Annotated in this window: 16 protein-coding genes and 2 pseudogenes; 7 read left to right on the forward strand and 11 right to left on the reverse strand. The window is 35.9% G+C overall.

Annotation, left to right across the window (positions count from 1 at the left end; all coding sequences use genetic code 11):
* Positions 1-8: 8 nt before the first annotated feature.
* The 8 genes and pseudogenes from E0H82_RS01455 to E0H82_RS01490 all read right to left on the reverse strand — a co-directional run bounded on the left by E0H82_RS01455 (position 9) and on the right by E0H82_RS01490 (position 7832).
* Positions 9-704 carry a GntR family transcriptional regulator gene (locus E0H82_RS01455; RefSeq protein WP_116760132.1) on the reverse strand — a complete coding sequence of 232 codons (696 nt, stop codon included), beginning with the start codon at positions 702-704 and terminating at the stop codon, positions 9-11.
* 155 nt (positions 705-859) lie between these two features.
* A complete protein-coding gene (locus E0H82_RS01460) occupies positions 860-1669 on the reverse strand; it encodes a sulfite exporter TauE/SafE family protein (protein WP_131262667.1) in 810 nt (269 codons plus the stop codon).
* Positions 1670-2376: 707 nt separating this feature from the next.
* The gene (locus E0H82_RS01465) at positions 2377-3222 is read right to left on the reverse strand and encodes an HpcH/HpaI aldolase/citrate lyase family protein (RefSeq protein WP_131262668.1); all 846 of its coding nucleotides are present in this window, start codon (positions 3220-3222) and stop codon (positions 2377-2379) included.
* Between the two features lie 39 nt (positions 3223-3261).
* Positions 3262-4098 (reverse strand): FAS1-like dehydratase domain-containing protein, encoded by an 837-nt coding sequence (locus E0H82_RS01470; protein WP_131262669.1) that lies wholly within the window; start codon positions 4096-4098, stop codon positions 3262-3264.
* A 9-nt stretch (positions 4099-4107) separates the two neighbouring features.
* Positions 4108-5253, reverse strand: coding sequence for a CaiB/BaiF CoA transferase family protein (locus E0H82_RS01475; RefSeq protein WP_131262670.1), 1146 nt, complete (start codon positions 5251-5253; stop codon positions 4108-4110).
* A gap of 782 nt (positions 5254-6035) precedes the next feature.
* Positions 6036-6419 (reverse strand): annotated as a pseudogene (locus E0H82_RS16595) (transposase); the annotation flags it as partial.
* Positions 6420-6453: 34 nt separating this feature from the next.
* The gene (locus E0H82_RS16600) at positions 6454-6864 is read right to left on the reverse strand and encodes a transposase family protein (RefSeq protein ID WP_213073947.1); all 411 of its coding nucleotides are present in this window, start codon (positions 6862-6864) and stop codon (positions 6454-6456) included.
* Positions 6865-6956: 92 nt separating this feature from the next.
* Positions 6957-7832, reverse strand: coding sequence for an IS982 family transposase (locus E0H82_RS01490; protein ID WP_131262671.1), 876 nt, complete (start codon positions 7830-7832; stop codon positions 6957-6959).
* A 225-nt stretch (positions 7833-8057) separates the two neighbouring features.
* On the opposite strand from E0H82_RS01490, the gene E0H82_RS01495 reads away from it, so the two are divergent.
* Genes E0H82_RS01495 through pgi form a run of 6 tightly spaced genes read left to right on the forward strand, consistent with a single transcriptional unit; the run spans position 8058 to position 14423 of the window.
* On the forward strand, positions 8058-9092 hold the full coding sequence (locus tag E0H82_RS01495; protein ID WP_131262672.1) for a glycosyltransferase family 4 protein: 1035 nt from the start codon (positions 8058-8060) through the stop codon (positions 9090-9092).
* Between the two features lie 5 nt (positions 9093-9097).
* Positions 9098-9931 (forward strand): glycosyltransferase, encoded by an 834-nt coding sequence (locus E0H82_RS01500; RefSeq protein ID WP_131262673.1) that lies wholly within the window; start codon positions 9098-9100, stop codon positions 9929-9931.
* 7 nt (positions 9932-9938) lie between these two features.
* Positions 9939-10559 carry a sugar transferase gene (locus E0H82_RS01505; RefSeq protein WP_131262674.1) on the forward strand — a complete coding sequence of 207 codons (621 nt, stop codon included), beginning with the start codon at positions 9939-9941 and terminating at the stop codon, positions 10557-10559.
* Positions 10560-10586: 27 nt separating this feature from the next.
* The gene (gene galU, locus E0H82_RS01510; protein ID WP_131262675.1) at positions 10587-11465 is read left to right on the forward strand and encodes a UTP--glucose-1-phosphate uridylyltransferase GalU; all 879 of its coding nucleotides are present in this window, start codon (positions 10587-10589) and stop codon (positions 11463-11465) included.
* Positions 11466-11487: 22 nt separating this feature from the next.
* Positions 11488-12753: a nucleotide sugar dehydrogenase gene (locus E0H82_RS01515; RefSeq protein ID WP_131262676.1), complete on the forward strand. Its 1266-nt coding sequence runs from the start codon at positions 11488-11490 to the stop codon at positions 12751-12753.
* The gene (gene pgi / locus E0H82_RS01520) at positions 12750-14423 is read left to right on the forward strand and encodes a glucose-6-phosphate isomerase (RefSeq protein ID WP_131262677.1); all 1674 of its coding nucleotides are present in this window, start codon (positions 12750-12752) and stop codon (positions 14421-14423) included. Before E0H82_RS01515 ends, pgi begins: the two co-directional genes overlap by 4 nt.
* Positions 14424-14635: 212 nt before the next feature.
* Here the strand turns inward: pgi and E0H82_RS01525 are convergent, their stop codons facing one another.
* From E0H82_RS01525 to E0H82_RS01535, 3 genes and pseudogenes are all read right to left on the reverse strand, one after another.
* Positions 14636-16819: a polysaccharide biosynthesis tyrosine autokinase gene (locus E0H82_RS01525; RefSeq protein WP_131262678.1), complete on the reverse strand. Its 2184-nt coding sequence runs from the start codon at positions 16817-16819 to the stop codon at positions 14636-14638.
* Positions 16820-16843: 24 nt separating this feature from the next.
* Positions 16844-17092: pseudogene (locus E0H82_RS16635) on the reverse strand (hypothetical protein).
* On the reverse strand, positions 17092-18198 hold the full coding sequence (locus tag E0H82_RS01535; RefSeq protein WP_131262679.1) for a polysaccharide biosynthesis/export family protein: 1107 nt from the start codon (positions 18196-18198) through the stop codon (positions 17092-17094). Before E0H82_RS01535 ends, E0H82_RS16635 begins: the two are co-directional and overlap by 1 nt.
* 507 nt (positions 18199-18705) lie before the next feature.
* On the opposite strand from E0H82_RS01535, the gene E0H82_RS01540 reads away from it, so the two are divergent.
* Complete coding sequence (locus E0H82_RS01540) at positions 18706-20223, forward strand: lipopolysaccharide biosynthesis protein (protein ID WP_131262680.1); 1518 nt, start codon at positions 18706-18708, stop codon at positions 20221-20223.
* Positions 20224-20534: the final 311 nt, after the last annotated feature.

Genomic DNA, 20534 nt, shown 5'->3' on the forward strand with positions numbered 1-20534 from the left:
ATGTCCTGTTAACGTCTTGAACGACGCGCCCATGCTAATTCGATTTGTTTCATACGTGTTAGAGATTCCAACACCAAGTTACGCAAGTGTCGACAAAAATCGTCCATAAATAAAGTGGCTTGTTGTGATTTTCGGATTAAAATTGCATCACTCACCAGTTTAAACAACTCAAATGACTCTTGTAACTCTCTACGCGAAGTATTTAGGGTTAAGAAGTAACTACGGCGCATGGAAGGTAACAGCTCCTGATAAAAATTCATCAGATACGGATTTGCCACCATATCTTGCTGTCGCGCCAAATATTGAAAAATTAAATCATAAAACTTTTCAGTATGCCCCTGACGGCATTCTTCTTGAATTTGCTCCATCAAACGCTGGAATTGCTCTGCTTCATGCTGACGCCACGTTTCCGCAATGCGTTGCACAATTTGCCCAGACAGCATGGCACAACTGTCAAATAATGCTCGCACCTGTTGTGCTGACATTTCAGAAACAATCGCACCACGCCGTGGGAAAATCTGAATTAAATGCGTACGCTCTAACAGCAGCAAAGCTTCACGCACCGAACCACGACTAACATCGAGTTCTTTGGCAATTCTTAATTCCTGAATTCGCTCACCTTCGACCAATTCGCCACTAATGATCTGCTCACTAATGTGTTTGGCAATTTGCTCCGAGAGGCTCTCTATTTCTTCTTGTTGCATACTTTTCCTATCTTGTTTTTATAAGATGCAATTCACGATACTTCACATGACTCACGCAACAGTTTTAACTGATTTCAACCATTCCGCACCATGTCATTGTCTGACAATATTATGTCTAAAAAGCCAATTTAAACAGTAAAAGTCATCACAAATCTTTAGAATAATTTTGAAAAACCTTGATAAATAAAATAAAGTCCGACTGTGGTTAATAATCCTGAAAAACATCTTTTCAGCATGGTAGCAGACAATTGATGTGCAACTTTCGCACCAAATTTAGCCGTAATAAAGCTCATTAAACTGATGCCTAAAAATGCATAAACATGAATATAACCAATGCTATTCGGCACAGACACCTGCGCTTTGGCACCAAACCACATAAAGCCTAAAGCGCCTGCCACAGCAATCGGTAAACCACAAGCTGCCGATGTCGCTACAGCTTTTTGCATGACCACCCCATGACGGTTTAAGTAAGGCACAGTTAAGCTACCACCGCCAATCCCAAAAATGGCGGAAGCAATGCCAATGCCTCCTCCTACCAGCATTTGTTTTGCTGTCGATGGAAGCTGTTGAGAGGTATCCACTTGGACTTTTGCCCCTTTAAACATGCGATAAGCCACCCAAAGTGCAAAAAAACCAATGATCAGTTGTAAGCCCTGCCCAGGAAATAAATCTGCAATTCCCGCACCTAAAAATGACCCTAAAATTAACCCAGGCGCCAAGTTACGAAACACTGACCACAGCACTGCACCTTGCTTATGATGTGCGGACACCGAACTAAATGAGGTCACAATAATGGTCGCCAAAGAGGTTCCCAATGCCATGTGCATAATAATTGAAGGTTCATAGCCCATCTTGGTAAAAACGACATATAAAATAGGAACTATGATTAAGCCCCCACCAACACCGAAGAGTCCCGCAGTAAAACCTGCTAAAGCACCAATTGCCAGAAAAATAATTACTTCCACAAAATTTCAACAACAAAATTTAAATTATAGCTATTAAATCATACTCAAACTTATACACAAACTTTTCACTGATTAGTTTCATAAAATGATATTAATTATCTTTAAATTACTCTATTTTTGTTACGGCTCAATACCTGCCAATAATTTCAATTACTCCACCTTCCAACTTAACTTTTCCTTATCTATTTTTATTAGCAACCCTTTATATTTTTTCAACGTTAATATATTTATAGCAAATCAATGATTATATATTCGTATAATTTATAAAGAGTTTAATTTAAAAAATAATATGTATTTTCATAATAAGGTGAATAAGCCTTAAATATCTTTGCTATTTCATCCAAATTATTTAAAAAAACGTTTATTAATCAATTTTAAGTTCTTATTTTGTACAGTATCTTGCCTATTCATCGCCACTTCAGCAAATTCATTACTATTGTTCGCCAGCATAATTCGAATGATCAGGGCCCTGCATTCAATTATAAAAAGCCTCATCAAGAATAGATGAAATTTGTTTAGGATAACTGTAGCAGTCCAAAAAGTTGGTTATGTGTGGCTAGAGTTTTGGTGGCTATTCAGTCCATGCTTATAGGAATGATGCTTTCTATCATTGCTTTACTTCTTGTTATTCATCAAAAATGGAATGTTAGATCCATAAAAAACACAATAAACAACTGCCATGTATTGAACATGGCAGTTTTCATTTTTTACTCTAACAAATAACTAAATCGATCAATTAGTTGCTCTGCTCGTCGAGCAACTGGTAGATCAACCATTTTCCCATTAACGGCAATCACCCCTTTAGATTCATTTTGAGCTGCTGAAAACTCCATTACAATACGTTTCGCTTGCTTAAGCTCCTCGTATGAAGGCGTAAATGCTTCATTCAATATCGCAATTTGCACCGGATGAATTGCAAAACCACCCAAAAAACCAAGTGGAACAGATCGTTCTACTGTGGCTTTGAATCGATCTAGCTCTCGAAATTCTGCGATACTTCCGATATACCCGATACAGCTAATACCCGCAGCTTTACAAGCAATATTTACTTGCATACTCGGAACATAAAGGCTGTCCCAACACGGTTGCATCTGCATTTCAAAGGATAAATCTTCACTGCCGATACTCAGTGCGACTAAATTTTTATGTGATTGAGCAATCAAATGTGCATTCAATACGCCTATTGGACTTTCAATCAAACCAATAATGTGAATATCAAAATCTTTCATTTTATCAATAACATATTGAATTTGTTCAGGGCTTTCTACTTTAGGCAGAATCAGATAATCTGGTACGCAAGTTCGTAGTACCTCAATATCCTGATCCAATAGCGCCTTAGGTCCATTGACTCGTACTGCAATCAATTTCTTTTGAGCTTTCAATAATTCAACATGATGGATCAGTTGGCTGCGAGCAACAGGTTTATCTGCTGCTAAGACAGCATCTTCAAAATCAATTACGATCGCATCAGCAGTCCCGTTACTGGCTTTTTTGATTAAATCACTCTTGTTACCAGGCACATATAACCAAGATCTAGGTAGCAATACATTCATCTTTTAAGCTCTCATTCAATAAGTTGTAGCAGTTTTCCATTAGGAAAAGATGGCTTGCGCCTTCATCGCTAACGCACCATCGTGGCGTCGAGCCCATAAATGCATGACATTCCCTTCTCGAATACCTTCAATTTTAAAATCGTGATTTGCAGTAATCGGTGCTAATCCTTTAAATGAAAATTCGATTGGTTGGCGGCCAAATGTTCTCGTGGCTAAATCTACAAGTAAGGTTGCTGTTAATGGCCCATGAAAAACCAGCCCTTCATAGCCTTCAACATCTCTAGCATAGTCCACATCATAATGAATTCGATGCCCATTAAAAGTTAATGCTGAATAACGATAAAGTAGAACTTGGTTTGGTGAGATCGTCTCAGAAAACTCGGCATGATCTGGAGCGACTAAAGGTTCAGGCTGTTTCACATTGGGTTGAGGATCTTCTCGATAAACAATATCTTGTTCCTCAGTAAGAGCCAATACGTCATTAACATAGAATTCGTGAAGTACCGTTACAAAACACAATTCCCCTGTGCGACCATGCTTATAAGCAATATCTTTGATTGATGAAACTTTTCTTACTTCACTTCCTAGGGAAATAGGCGCAATAAATGAAAATCGTCCCCCTGCCCACATGCGACGCGGTAACCTTACAGGAGGTAGAAACCCTCCTTTGTTAGGATGACCATCACGACCAAGTTGACTTGCTGGTTTTGCTTCTAAAAAATAAATCCAATGCCAGAGTGCAGGAAGTGTATCCCCTGATTTTAAACTAGGATCTTGATCTAAAGTTGCTTGCATAAAGTGCGCTGGTTGTAAGCGAAGCGTATCTTCAAAAATCTCTTCGCGCCCAAGCCAATCCATAACATTGAGTGTATTCATAATTCTTCCTTAAACCTCTAACTCATAGTTGAACTCATGTTTAATTTTTTGAGTATGTTCACCAAGCTTAGGGACTTGTTGCTCACTCACCAGATTTTTTTCTTCTTCCAACCAACGAATCGGTAATCGTGGAATGCTAACCTCATCTCCAAATTCATTCAAAACACGACGACGGACCAATGCAGGATGTTTTGCTAAATCCTCGACACTATTCACTGCTCCAAAAGCAATTTCAGCAGTCACTAAGCGTTGTTTCAAAACATCTTGTGTCAAGACTTGAGTTATTGAAGTGATGAGCTGTTCTAATGCGTCTCGATTTTGAACTCGCAGGTTATTAGATGAAAAACGATGATCAACAGCAATATTCTGATCACCTAGAACAATCTCGCAAAATCGTGCCCATTCACGTTCATTTTGCACTGAGATTAAAGTCAAAGCTTGATCTGAACTTGGGAAAGCACCATATGGCGCCATGCTTGGATGTTTTAATCCAACACGTTTAGGTGCACCATTCCCATACTCTTGATGAATCAGTGGCACACTCATCCAATCTGCAGCAACATCAAATAATGAAATTGCTAATGCAGAACCTTGTCCCGTTCTTGAACGCTTTATAAGTGCTTCAAGTACTGCTGCATGAGCCGTCATACCAGCACCAATATCACAAATTGAGACTCCAATACGACCCATTTCATTTTCACCGCCACTAATTCCAGTTAGGCCAGCTTCAGCTTGAATCAGAAAATCATAAGCTTTAAGGTGCTTTACCGATTCACTCTCACCGTAGCCTGAAATATCAACAGTAATTAACTTTGGATAATCTGTACGCAATCGGTCAAATCCAAATCCAGCACGACTCATTGCACCTGGTGCTAGGTTTTGGATAAAAACATCTGCTTGAGAGATAAGACTTTCGAGGACGGCTACATCCTCATCTTCTCTGAAATTAAGAATGATGGATTCTTTGCCTTGATTCGTCCAAGTGAAATATGAACTAGCACCTTTTGCAGCCTCATCATAACCGCGTGCGAAATCCCCTTCTTTCCGCTCGATTTTAATCACTCTTGCACCTGCATCAGCTAATCGTGATGTGCATAAAGGTGCTGCTAAAGCTTGTTCTACCGCAACGATTAATAATCCTTCTAATGGTTTCATATCCTTATCCTCGCCTCTTCTGAAGAGTAATCTCTTAACTTTTGGAAAGGCCCATTATGTAAACAAGACGATTGGAAAAAAAATTGATTATTTTTTTATGAAATGAAAAAAAAAACTAAACAGATCGGTTTGCCATTCATAGTGAAATGCATTGATCAGCAATTTTTCGAATATTTAAAAGCTTAAGGATGCTTAAGCAACCTAAATTGAGGAACCAATACACAATTTAAATTTTTAAAATTTAATAGAATATTTAAAGCATCTAAATACGAGCTATATATCCATTGATAATTTATTGAAGGGGAAATTATGACTTAGCTATTACAAAACAATGACTAAATAAGGCTTTAAGCCGCTGTATTTCAATCAAATTAACAAGCTTGAGGATTAATATCTATTTTAAGACTTATTCTAAATTTAAAAATTTATTCATGGGAAAAATTATTTTTAGTATTATAGGTTTTTAGATTTAAGTTTATTCATTAGAGTAATTATATTGCTGGACAAACTTGTTTGAGATAAGCCATGCAACAAAATGGCATTTATTAATGCTCAAATATAAGCAAAATCATTACCACTGGAATGATTTTGCTTATTAAAAATCTTAATCTTCGAGAATACGACTATTCTTTTGCTGATCTTTCATTCGAATAAAATAGATCAAACACACGGCACATAGAACAGTTACATAGATAAAGTAGAAGTTTTCATGTCCAATATTTTTGAACTGTAATGCAACCAATTCAGAGGTTCCGCCAAAAATAGTAGATCTCTTTCATAACTCATTTTTCATTCAATTCTAAGTTGTAAATTCCAGCAATTAAATTGAATCTTAAACCGAGCCTTTTCCCTCTATTTCGATAGCGCTCTGAAAGTATTTTGAAGGTCTTGAGTACACCAAATACATGTTCAATTCCTATTCTTCTTTTATTGATTTCACGGTTGTGTTGTTTTAATACAGGATCTAATTTACATCCTCGTTTTGCTTTTATTGGTATTAAACTTTTTTCATAAATCGCATAGATCCCTTGATAACCTTTATCCGCTAATACAAACGATTCTTTTGGAATTAAATGCTGATTTCTTTTAAATAATTCAAAGTCGTGTACTGCACCTTTGCACATACATAAACTTAGGATTTGCTGTGTTTTATAGTGAATGATCGCTTGTACTTTAAACGTATGTGCCTTTTGCTTGCCGCTATAGCTTTTCTTCTGTTTTTTTAGGACGTTGTACGACTATTTCTGTTGCATCTACGATAACAACATCCCAATCTAAACCTCCACCAACAGGTAATTTTTTCGGTAAATTAAATTTCTTAGAGCGGATTAAACAGTCTTCTGTATAGCGAACAATTCTTGAAGCTGTTGCTTCTGACACACCATAAGTCATTCCAACATGGAATAAAGTACGGTACTCACGCCAATAGCTCAAACAGAGAAGCAATTGGTCTTCTATGGATAATTTAGAGGGTCGCCCTGTTGATGATAAATGAAGATTGAGTACATCAATCATCACTTTATAAGTAGACCAAGATATTCCCGTTAGGCGTTTGAACTGAGGATCAGTCAGTTTCTGTATATCAATATATTTCATGCATAAATTACGCATGAAATATCAAAAAATATCAGTGCAGAATTACAGCAAATGATTGTTCGGTTTATGAGTTATGCAAGTTATCTATTATTTAACCTGAATCCTGTTTAAGCCAATGACTCCATAATTTGAATTTTTGGCTTATTTCGTTGGGTTAATTGATATGTGCATAACGATGCGTAAATCCCTCTTAGAAATCCATGAATACTACGAGCTTTACTCGTCACTAAATTGTATTGACCTTTCAATAAGCTGAATAACGTTTCTATTTTATTACGCTGTTTTAAGTGATATTCATCTGATGCACAGAGTTGAACAGACTGCATATTCTTTCGATGATAGGTAATCAAATCAATACCTTGATTCTTTAACTTGCTTTTTAATTCTTGGCTGATATAGCCACGATCCGCATAAAGCTTTGCTTCTAAACCATCAACTAAATGCTCAACCATTTTTATGTCCGCCACATGTCCATTAGATAAAGCAGAACATGCTATTTCACCCAATTGATTCATCGCGATATGTAATTTACAGCCATAAAACCAGCCCATCGAGCTTTTACCACGTGATGCAATTTTGGCTAATGATTTATGGCGTTGAATCCGTTGATTTTTACAGACCGGTAGAGTGGTTGAATCAACCCATAAATATTGGCTACGTTGGCCTTTCATTAAGGCGACATGTAACGCATGTAGTGCCAATTGATGCATATTGATGAGGTGAATCATCCGTTGGTAGCAGGGTAAGCTTTTAAATAAATGATTTTTATCCTGTTTCAACCATGAAAAGAATGCTTTGAAATTGTTGATATGAGAACACTTATACCAAATGGTGATAAAATTGATTTCTGAGAGGCTCAATTGAGCTGGTCGAATTCTTACGGAGTGACGACTTTGTTTGAGAAATTTCCAATAAGTTGCTTCAAATTTAAGAAAGAAATCATCGACATCGATTACGCAGAATAATTCGGTACTATTGAACATTAGGACTAGAGCTTTAGGTTTGGTGTGGTAACTCAACTGATGGCTCTAGTTCTTCTATTTTTCAAGTCAATTGCTTATCCGCGATTCGGGTTATTTAGCTTCATTTCTTTCAAATTTTATACAAAATTCAAGCTATTTTACTGGTGGGATCAATTCCTGATGTATTTTCAATTGGAACCTTAGCTTTTATGCTAATTTGTATTTTATTTTTGAGGCTCACTTAATATGAATTTACTTTTTGTAATTAATTCCCTAAAAAATAAATCTGGATCTGAACGTGTAGCTATTGAATTAGCGAATAAGCTTGCAATGTTAGATGGCTTTAAAGTTACATTATTAAGTCGTGATACAAATAAGGCTGATGCAGCATATCCTATTTCAGATCATGTGAGTGTTATTGCTCTAACGGGTAATTTATTTGATTTTTATATAAAATTAAGAAAGCATATTGCTGATAATCATTATGATAATGTTATTGTGCATAATATGGGGAAACTGTCCCTTTTATGTACTTTTATGCCTGAAATTAAAAAATTGATTACACTTGAGCACGTATCTTTTATTAGCCGCCCTAAGGAAATTCAGTTTCTGAGTAAGTTATTTTATAAGCGTATATACCAAGTTATTACTTTAACTGAAAGTGACAAAGTCTTGTTTGATACGTTTCATTCCAAGGTTTTGGTTATCCCTAATTTCTCGCCCTTTCCAGTTTACAAAAATAAAAATAACGAGAGTAAAGAGATTGTAACGATTGGACGTTTGACCCATCAGAAAAACTATATTCATTTGTTAAAAGCTTGGAAAGAAATTTATAATTTAATTCCAGATTGGAAATTGAACATTTATGGTGAAGGGGAGCATTTACAGCGTTTAACAGATTATATTGAACAGAATTCGCTTCAAAATGTTTTTCTTAAAGGTGTTACTTCAAACGTACAAAAAGTTTATGAGCAGTCGGCTTTTTTTGTGATGTCCTCCAAGTATGAGGGACTGCCGATGGTACTCATCGAAGCACAGAGTTTTGGATTACCAATAGTTTCGTATAATTGTCCTTATGGACCAAGTGATGTCATTTCATCAAATGAAAATGGGCTTTTGGTTGAAGATCAAAATGTCCAAAAGCTTGCTGATGCAATTTTAAAATTGGCATCATCCCCAGATTTATTACAGCAATTTTCGCAAAATTCTTTATTAAATGCCGCAAACTACCAACCTGAGCAAATATTGCAAATGTGGATTGATAAGGTATTTAAAGGATAAATTTTATGTTTTCAGCCTTAAGTTCTATTTACCATAAAGAAAGTCCAGAACATTTCGATGCATGTATGCAAAGTATCTGGGACAAGCAAACACTTAAACCGACTGAAATTATTTTAGTAGAAGATGGTCCTTTGACGTCCGAGTTGGATCATGTCATTGCAATGTGGAAGACTAAATTAGGTGATGTGTTACAGATCATTAAATTGCCTGAAAACGTTGGCACAGGCAAGGCAAAAAACATTGGTTTACAAGCATGTAATTATGAAATTGTCTGTATTGTCGATACAGATGATATTTACGTATCAGATCGATTCGAAAAACAAGTCAAATTTTTAGAACAGCATCAAGAGGTAGTCATTGTTGGTGGTCAAATTTTAGAGTTTGAGGAAGACATTTCGAACCCTTCAGGGAAGCGTGAAGTGCCTTTAAGCCATCAAGATTTAATAAATTACGCACAAAGACAAAGTCCATTTAATAATATGACGATTGCTTATCGTAAATCTAAAATTCTGGGCGTAGGTGGTTATCAACATCATTATTGGATGGAAGATTACAACTTGTTCTTAAGAGTTATTGCAAAAGGCTACCAAATTAATAATTTGCCAGATGTACTTGTTTATGCACGAATAGATAATGGTATGCATGGACGACGTAAAGGTTTCCAATATATTAAAAGTGAAAAACAGTTACTAGATTTAAAAAAACAACTCAAAATTCAGTCTCCATTTTATGCTACTATGTACTTCATTGTACGGTCTACATTTAGACTTATGCCAGCGAATCTGCTAGGTAAAATTTATAATACGTTTCTACGTAAGAAAGTTGAAAAAACAGAGTAAGATAGCAATGAAAAGACTGGTTGATATCGTTATATCATTAATTGCACTAACATTATTGTCTCCAATTTTCCTCATTGTTAGTTATAAAGTACGAAAAAATTTGGGGTCACCAATCTTCTTTTGCCAAGAACGTCCTGGTAAGAATGGCAAACTTTTTAAAATGATTAAATTTCGCTCTATGAAAGATGCGTTTGATCAAGATGGTAATCCATTATCAGATGAAAAACGCATTACTCCATTTGGGCAAAAATTACGTTCAACCTCTTTAGATGAAATGCCACAACTCATTAATGTATTAAAAGGTGATATGAGCGTTGTCGGCCCACGACCAATGTTGAAAGACTTTGTAGAGCTTTATTCACCAGAACAAGCACGTCGCTTAGAAGTTCGACCAGGCATGACTGGGCTTGCACAAGTCAGTGGGCGTAATGAGTTAGATTATGAAGAACGATTTAAGTGTGATGTATGGTATGTCGATCACCATAACACTTTAGTCGATTTTAAAATTATGTTTAGAACGGTTGCGGTGATGGCAAAGCGTGAAGGGATTAATGCCCCTGGTCATGTTGGCCCATCTTTATTTCAAGGTAACGCACCAAAAAAATCTGAAGATCAAGTTAAGTCTTAAATTTAATAATGGTTCGAGTTCAATTTCATGATTAAAAAAGCAATATTACCTGTTGCTGGTTTAGGCACGCGTTTTTTACCTGCAAGTAAGTCAATTCCTAAAGAAATGGTCACGGTGGTTGACCGTCCTGCAATTGAATATGTGGTGCGTGAAGCGGTTCAAGCTGGGATTGAACAAATTATTTTAGTGACCCATGCATCTAAAGCATCGATCGAAAATTATTTCGACCGAAATTTTGAACTTGAAACAACCTTAGCACAGAAAAATAAAACCGATCTTCTAAAAGAAATTACTGAAATTTTACCTGTGCACGTCAGTGTTGTGAGTGTACGCCAACCGCAACCGTTAGGTTTGGGTCATGCTGTGCTTTGTGCCAAGAGTATTATTGGTGATGATGATTTTGCAGTTTTATTGCCAGACGTTTTGGTCAAAGAAAAATCGGATCAAAATGATCTAGCCTGTATGATTCAGCGTTATGAAGCTGCTCAAGCTGCACAAATTATGGTTGAAGCAGTTCCTGATCACATGGTGGATCAATATGGTATTGTGGATGTAGCTAAATCTCCTGCAGAAGGTGAAAGTATTGCCATGCAGGGCATTGTAGAAAAACCTGCGGTTGGAACTGCGCCATCGAATTTATCTGTGGTGGGTCGTTATATTCTGCCTGCAAAAATTATGCAGCTCTTAGAGCAGACCCCAAAAGGGGCAGGCAATGAAATCCAGTTAACAGATGCGATTGCTATGTTGCAGACCACTGATGTTGTTGAAGCCTATCGCATGAAAGGGGAAACTTTTGACTGTGGAAGCAAACTTGGCTACTTAAAGGCTGTTTTACATTATGGTATTGCTCATCCAAAATTAGGACATGAATTTAAGCAGTTGATTGCCGAATTGAATGTCGAATAAAAATAAGCTTTGTAGGTGAATCATGAAAGTTGCGATATTAGGTGCGACACTGAATGCTGGTGTCATGGCAGTATTGTTGTCCGAATATGGCAATCAAGTGTATTGGTGCAGTCATAAAAATAATGAGCATTCCCATCAGAAAAGGGTTCAGTATTTAGACGAAGATGTAAATTTTCGTCTTAATCGACAGCATAAACTTGGGCATCTTCTTTATTGTTCTGTCGTTGAACTTCCTTTAGATATAGATGTTTATTTCTTTTGTTATAGCCCAACTGAGATTGGATTAGCGGTTCAGGCCCTTAAAGCATTGGCTATGAAACCGATTATTCATCCAAGATTGATGATCAATGCTGCAACTTTTGGATTAAATGGTACGAACAAGCTTAGTGAGATTTCGCCTCAAGATTATTGGGTTTATTTACCTGATGTGATTCAGGAAGGGAATGCCATCAATAGTGTACTTCATCTGAAGCAGATCATTGTGGGGGTAGAAGAAGAACCGGCTAAAACTTTGGTTGAAGAATTATTACGACCGATATTTAGTACAACTAATCAATATTTGTTCATGCCGATTCTAGATGCAGAATTTACTAAACTGAGTATTTCAGGCATGTTGGCGACTCGGATAAGTTATATCAATGATTTGGCGATGGTGGCTGAAAAATTAGGTATTGATATTGCCAATGTTAAACAGGGGATGGGGGCAGATACGCGAATAGGCTCGGCTTATTTAGCACCTGGAGCCGGTTTTGGTGGCGAAAATTTTTCTCACGATATTTTGACATTATCCAGTGAAGTTTCCAAAAGTGGTGCAAAAAGCCGTCTGTTGCAGCAAGTCTTGGAGATCAATGAGCAGCAAAAAGAAATTTTATTTCGTAAACTCTGGAATTATTACCATTCGGATTTAAAAAATAAAATTGTTGCAATTTGGGGAGCATCATTCAAAGAAAATACCTCGAGTATTCATAATTCCCCAATTCATGCCATGCTGAATGCACTCTGGGCACAAGGTGCAAAGGTTAAACTGCATGATCCACAAGCGCTGAAAGAAATATATCAACAGTATGGTCATCGTGAAGATTTAACTTTGTGTACAGATGCTTATGATGCAGTTCAAGGTGTGGATGCCTTATGTGTGATCACCGCATGGAAAGAATACTTTAGTCCTGATTATAAAAAACTACAGCAATTGATGCGTCATCCATTTATTCTAGATGGACGTAATATTTATGATCCTTTATTTGTCAAAGCGCAGGGTTTTGCATATGAGGGAGTTGGTCGAATATGAGAGAAAATATCGAAAATTTTCCTAAGCAAGCATTTCCTTCTACTGAACAAAAACTACATCAGTTAGCGGAAGAAATGCAGTCGATTCATTTGAACCAGCTTTTTGCAGAACAAGCACAACGCTTTGAAAACTTCAGTCTGCGTTGTGAAGATTTACTTTTCGATTTTAGTAAGCACCGTGTCAATTTGCCTGTGATAAATGCATTGCTCTTATTAGCAGAAGCAAAACAATTAAAAGCTTGGATCAGTCGGTTATTCTCCGTTGAGGCCATTAATTACACAGAGCAACGTGCAGCGATGCATTGGGCTTTGCGCTTGCCTCAAGATTCTGAAGTTTTCCCAGAATTATCTCAGCAAGTGCATGAACAATTAGATCGGATGTTTAATTTGGTCGAAAAAATTCATGCGGGGCAATATCGTGGCGTGACGGGTGAAGTCATTCAAGATGTGGTAAATATTGGGGTAGGTGGCTCAGATTTGGGTCCTTTGATGGTTTCTCATGCCTTATCGGATTTTAAAGTCCAAACAGCGAAACCCTTAAATGTACATTTTGTTTCGACGATGGATGGCAGCCAGCTTTCAGAGCTCTTGCATCAGCTAAGACCTGAAACCACCTTGTTTATTATTTCCTCCAAATCATTTGGAACGATTGATACCTTATCGAATGCGGAAACTGTGCGCCAATGGCTGGAGAAAAGTTTAGGGCAACGTGATTGTGTTCTCAAAAGTCATTTTATTGGCGTGTCGACTAAATCTGAAAAAATGACGGCTTGGGGGATTCATCCTGATCATCAGTTCTTATTATGGGATTGGGTCGGGGGGCGTTATTCTCTTTGGTCTTGCATTGGATTACCCATTGCTTTGCAAATTGGGGTTGAAGGCTTTAAAGCATTGTTGTCAGGTGCACATTTGGTGGATCAGCATTTTCAAAATGCACCGTTTGAGCAAAACATTCCTGTGCTAATGGGGTTATTGGGGGTATGGAATACCAACTATCTGAATATGCAAACCCATGCTGTTCTGCCTTATGATGGTCGTTTGAAATATTTTGCTGCTTATTTACAACAGCTTGAGATGGAATCTAACGGTAAGTCTTTACAACGTGATCATCAAAAAGTTGAATCCTCGACTTGCCCGATTGTGTGGGGAGAGGTGGGTCCGAATGCACAGCATGCATTTTATCAGTTGTTACATCAAGGTACACATGCGGTGAGTTGCGATTTTATCGCACCCGTACAGCGCTATAATGCCAAGCAATTTACTTATGTTGAAAATGCCGAGGCTCTCATTGAGCAACATCATTTGGCACTTTCTAACTGTCTAGCACAATCAAGATTACTGGCTTTTGGTAATCAAGCATTGTGCGAGAATGAGGTAGAAAATCTGCCTGAATATAAAAAATATGAGGGAAATCAGCCAAGCACGACAATATTGGTGAATGAGTTGAATCCAAAAACTTTGGGTATGCTCATTGCACTCTATGAACATAAAGTATTTGTACAGTCGGTGATTTGGAATATTAATCCCTTTGATCAATGGGGCGTGGAAAAAGGCAAAGAAATTGCCAATCAGTTATTGCCAGTACTTAATGGTCAGCAAACGGATATTGCACAGTTTGATGCCTCGACTCAGGGTTTACTGAAAGCTTTATTAGGCAATACGCATGACTAAAATTTTAGTCATAGGTAAAGTGGCTTAATTGATTCTCATATTTATTGAGGATCGTTTAATATTCTGCATAAGTGAGCATTAGAAGATGTTAGAGGGGGATGGAGGATCTATCCAACTTTATTCGACTATTATGTTGCGCTAGGTTCGATCATATAAGTGAGAAAGAACGAGCATGATGCTCGTTCTTTCTCTGAATGGATTTTGAAAATAAATTAAACTTTTTTCGAGCTCTTATAATCATAAGCATAGTTATAACCATAATGTGAATCTACAGTACGTTGAATATCGTTGATGATAATCCCCGTAATTTTGGTATTGGCTTGTTCAAACCGATGAATAACAAGATCTAACTCTTTCATTTGGGTTCTTGCATAACGTGCAATCACAAGATTCACACCTGCATATTGTGAAATGATAATACTGTCTGTCACCGCCAAAATGGGTGGTGTATCGATAATAATATGATCGAATTGACCAGAGAGCTGTTCGAGTAGATGTTTAAAGCCCTCCATGCTTAATAACTCTGAAGGATTTTCTGGGCTTTCACCACATGTAATGAACGATAGATTTTCAACTTCTGTATGTTTGATAATCTTTTCAAGAGGCTGCTGACCCTTTAAAAAGTCGGCTAAACCTGCTTGATTATCTTGATTGAAATATTGGTGTAAATGTCCACGACGCAGGTTAGCATCAATCAACAATATACGCTTATTGGTTTGCGCTAAAATTACAGCAAGGTTGGTGGAAATAAAGGATTTACCTAGTTCTGGTGCTGGACTAGAAATCATAATTATATTGTTAGGCGCATGATTGAGCGCAAATTGAATAGCGGTACGCATGCTACGTAAGCTTTCAATCGCAATATCATCACTATTTTTAACTGCAAGAATAGGAATATGTTTCTTCTTTTCAAGCAGTTTACTATGGCTTTCTTGTATAGGTGAATGCGGAACAGTTGCATACACGGGCAGATTTAATACATTTTCAATTTGAGCCGCATCTTTAATGCCTGTACGCAGCATGTTGCGTAGAAAGGCTAAAAGTGTACCGAAGAAAGCACCTAAGAAAATAGATAAAACTAAAATCTGTAATTTTTTAGGTGAAATTGGTTTAATTGGTTTGATTGCAGTATCGACAATACGAACATTGCCAATTTCACCTGCTTTGGAAATACGCAGTTGTTGGTAAGAATTTAATAAGTTGGTATAGAGTTGTTGTTTAACTTCGACTTCACGGTACAACTGTAAATAGCGGCGTTGCAAGTCGGGTAATTGTTTAAGTGTTGTATTGAGTTCATTAATTTTATTGTTAATTGCTTCAAGTTGAGCATTAACTTGTTTCATTTCAGGGTGTGCAACTGTGTACTTCTGTGCCAATTCAGCACGTGTTTGTTGTAGGGCGATTTTCTGAGTTTCAAGGTTAATACTTTGTGTCAGATAAAGCTCAGACTCTCTGGTAACATCAACCGTATTGTATTGTTCCCGGAATTTGTTAAATTCACGTTCTGCAACATCAAGTTGTTGTTTTAGCTCAGGTAGTTGCTCATCTAAGAACTTCAGTGTCTGTGCAGTTTCTGCAGAACGACGTTCAATATTTTGTTGGCTATATGAGACTAAAATGGCATCCAGTACTTTGATAATATGCTCTTTATCTGTGCCTTGATAGTTTAGTCCTAGAATACCAGTAAGCCTGCCTTTTTCTGCAACTGAGTAATTGGTGAGGATATTGTCTACTGCGGCAGGTAAAGATTGTTTCTGAATGACATAGGGATCATTGAGTTGATCTTGAGTGTGAATCGTAATATTCCATACGCCATCAGCAGTACGAATGCTATTCGGTTGATTGACCTTAGCTGTAAGCAAAACTTGCTCAGTTTTGGGATCTGTTAAACTGAATTGATGATCTGTGAAGCGGAGTTCAAGGCTTTGATCTTCGTAGTTTTCTGGGACTTTAAATTGTGTTATTTCGAATGCTTTTTCGTTATCTTTAAACAGGACAGATTGAGTACTGTACTGGGTTTTATAAATGTGTGGAGAGAGTAAACGGTCGAAAAATGAGTTTTCTGTACCAGAGACTTGTAAGTCTAAGTTGAGATGTTGAATTACATTTCCGAGTACTAAGTGAGATTTTAGAATCTCGATTTCAGCTTGAGCTGGTGAGTTTTGATCTACCATGGATGATAAATCACCGAGTAAGGCAGCGGTACCAGCCCCTTTACTGTCTTCCACCTGAATTAAAGCGCTCACTGCATAAGTGTTAGGTGTAGCTCTTAAATAAAGCAGTGCACACCCCAAGCTAAAGATGGTGCATAACGCAATCAGTTTCCATTGAGCGATGAGTGAAAAAAATAGTTCTTTTAAATCACTTGTTTCTACTTTATTGGTATTTTGGCTCATAATTTTATTATCTATGGGTTAAATTTATTGTTTCCAGTCACTTATACGGGTTTGTATAAGTTGACAGGTATCATCAAAAACGGCTCGTTCATGCTGGTAAGGATTGGAAATATTTTTACCTTATCAGTAACTCAAACGAAATATTTTCCCTTTGAGAAACGGCTATGCTTGTCCAATATGCAATTGAAGAAATTTCTGCTTGGAAACGCATTTTGCCATTGGACAAGGACAAATATTTCCAATACAGCCCATAAGAATATTTTGAATATGTATTAGTTAGTTCCCAATCGATCAATATTATACAAAGCATTAGAGAACGGTAAAATTTGGGTAATGATACGTTGCCAACGGGCTAAGCCTGTAGCGTCAACATAAACAATATCATTGCTACGCATTCTAAATTGATTGGCTAAACCGAAATCACCGAGACTCATTAAATTCATATGATACAGTTCAGTTTGTTGATGCTTCGGGTCACTACGGAGTACATAAATTCGTTTAGCACTTGCAGTATTTGAATCAATGCCTAGGCTTTCTCCCAGAACATCACTTAGAGTCATGCCTTGATCACGCATCGGCAAAGATTGATTCCTGCCAGACTCACCCATGACATAAATCTTCTGGTCCTCTTTAGAATTTACATAAAGTGTGTCATTGGGTTGGATGAGTAAATTGTGTAAAGAATAACCAGATTTTTCGAGTTGGATACTATTCAACTTGAAAGTTCGCCCTTGGCGCACCAACGTAATAGAGGTGTTATCACCATATTGCGTATTAATCCCACCAGCCATACTAAGAGCGGTATAGACACTGACGGGCTGATCACTCAGAAAGAACTGCCCACCTCTCATTACATTGCCTTGGACTGAATAACGCTGGCCTTGATAAGACAAGACACGCGCAATCACATCAGGTGTTTTTAAATAATGAGAGAGTTGACTACGCAACTCTTGATTCACTTGAGGGAGTGATTTTCCTGCGGCTTTATAGCGGCCAATCATTGGAAATTGAATAAAGCCGCTTTGATCAATTTGATAACCATTGGCTTGAACCGATTGTTCGCTGGAAACATTACTCGCTGCAGGCGTAATTTCAGGATAAGCCCACAAGTAAATGGATAGAATATCGCCTGGACTCAACTTGTATGAGAGTTGGGAGTGGCGAAATAAGCTAGAATAATCTTGTAGATCGTTGTTTGAAGTTCGATTTAAGTCACGTAAAGTATTTTGGTTGAGTTGAATGACATGCACTGTACTACCAAGTTCAGTTTGATAGACACCTTGTTCAGGTAAATTGTAAGTTTGAAGGCCTGGTGCTAGAGCACAACCGAAAGTGCTGAGTGTGAACCCTAAAAGGCCAATATATTGTAGTAATTTCACTCTGTACCCCTATAAACTATTATAAATTATAAATATATTTCAATCTTTGGGGAGTGATTGAGGTTGTTTAATAAATATACTAATACATCAAATTATCCAGTGCAATTATAATTTTTGATAATAGTGCAAGCTTAACTACAGTCCAGTAGTAAAGATGTGGTGTCAACAAGACTTAGTAATTGTATATATGATACAAGCAGGATATGATGGAAAAAGATTGAAATTTTCTGATCTACAATAATTACACTCTTGTACTTAGTGACAGCATTTTATTGGTTGTATGATTTCTTTAATATAATTAAAAATGCATTAGATAAAGTTGTATAAAGTTTGCTCAACTATCGATTAATTATGAATTCAGTGCTGGTAAGGGTCATATAAGGAATTCACAGGCAAATATATTAAAATAAAAAATTTTCTAAATCATAGGCCAGTTTATTTGGTTTTGCAAAAATTAAATAAAGCAATTTTTTATATGTTTTAATATTTAAAAGTTGATTTAAAATTATGTCTAAAAATAAAAAAATTTTAAATAATACATTGGCATTGTATATTAGGCTTTTGATTACAGTAGTACTGAACTTATATGCAACTAGAATATTATTAAAAAATCTTGGAATGGAGGATTTTGGTCTTTATGGAACAATAGCAGGAGTTATTGCATTAATTTCATTTTTTCAGGCTGCATTATCAAATGCAACAAATCGCTTCTTAAATATAGAGATGGGAAAGGGTGATATACCCTATATTCAAAAAATATTTTCTACAGCATTTTTTCTACATATTTTTATTGCATTGCTTTTTTGTATTTTAATTGAAATATTTGGTTCTTTTATAATTAGTTCCTTTGTGAAATTACCCGCTGAAAAAATAAATATTTCCATGCAAGTTTTTCATTTATCAATAATATCTATATTTATTTTAGTTATTACTATTCCATTTGAATCTATATTAATGGCGAAAGAGAAATTTGGAATATATGCTTTGATTTCTATACTTGATGTAACTTTGAAGTTGCTATTGGCTTATATTTTAATATTCTTTACTCATGATAAGCTTTTATATTATGCATTAGGTTTTGTTTGTATAGTTTTTTTGACAAGATTAACTTATGTAATTTATAGTCAATTAAATATTATTGAAGCAAGGATTAAGTTTTATATAGATAATGATTTTCTTAAAAAAATAATAAATTTTATTGGTTGGGAATTGTATTTAAATTTTTGTGTGGTTTTTAAAGTTGAGGGAATAATGCTCTTGATGAATAACTTTTTTGGTTTGATAGCAGTGGCAAGTATAAAGATAAGTTATCAAGTTAATGCAGCTTTATATAGCTTATCTAGTAATCTATCGGTTGCTGTTAAACCTCAATTAATGCGTAGCTATGCTGATTATGATGTTGATAGAATGAATATGTTAACATTTTACTCGGCAAAATATTCTTATTATTTTATGTTGATATTTTGTGCTCCTATTATATTTAATATTGATTATATTTTAAAATTTTGGCTGGGATCTCCGCCTGCTTATACTAAAGTCATTACTATTTTTGTACTAAGTTCTAGTTTAATTGAGGTCCTTTTTTATCCAATTGTTATGTTAATTCATGCTACTGGTAATTTAAAAAAATTTAGCATTTTAACTGGTACTCTTATTCTATTATCCGTTCCATTGGTTTATTTCTTATTTAAATTTGGTTTTAATTATTATTATGCTTATATTATTTATGTCATTAATACTGCATTAGCTTCATTTTTAAACTTATGGATAGTAAAAAAACTGATCACTGATTTTGATCTATCTAAATTTTTAAGGAATGTTTTAGTTAATATAATGATTACTACTGGTGCAATTATTTTAGTCCTCAAGGTGATAGCTGAATTTGTTGTTTCAAGTGGTTTTGTTGGATTTTTGACCATTTTTGTGTTAGAAACTTTAGTAGTAATTTCGCTAATATATGGTTTAGGTATCGAAAAAATGCATAAGGAATTGATTAAAAGTTATTTAAAATCAAAGATAAATTGATATTTTAGTAGTAACTGATACTTAAATTGATAAGCTTCGATTCATTCTATAGTTTTCTTGAATCGTTGATGTTTTAGCGGGTTGATTATTCTATACAACATCATTTTTAATACTGGATAATAAGGATTTTTAATAAAAACTAGCATTAAATAGTACGAATAAATATTGAACTGTTGTTGAATTTGAACATAAAGAGACTGGTTTTGCAGCTGCAATATAACAATAGCAAAATCCTGAATATATAAAACTTCTGTCAGGAATGCAAATCAGTTTAATACCGAAAATTTTAAAAATGTATGGGTAGGAATCTT

The sequence above is a fragment of the Acinetobacter sp. ANC 4910 genome (genome assembly GCF_004331035.1).
Lineage (GTDB): Bacteria > Pseudomonadota > Gammaproteobacteria > Pseudomonadales > Moraxellaceae > Acinetobacter.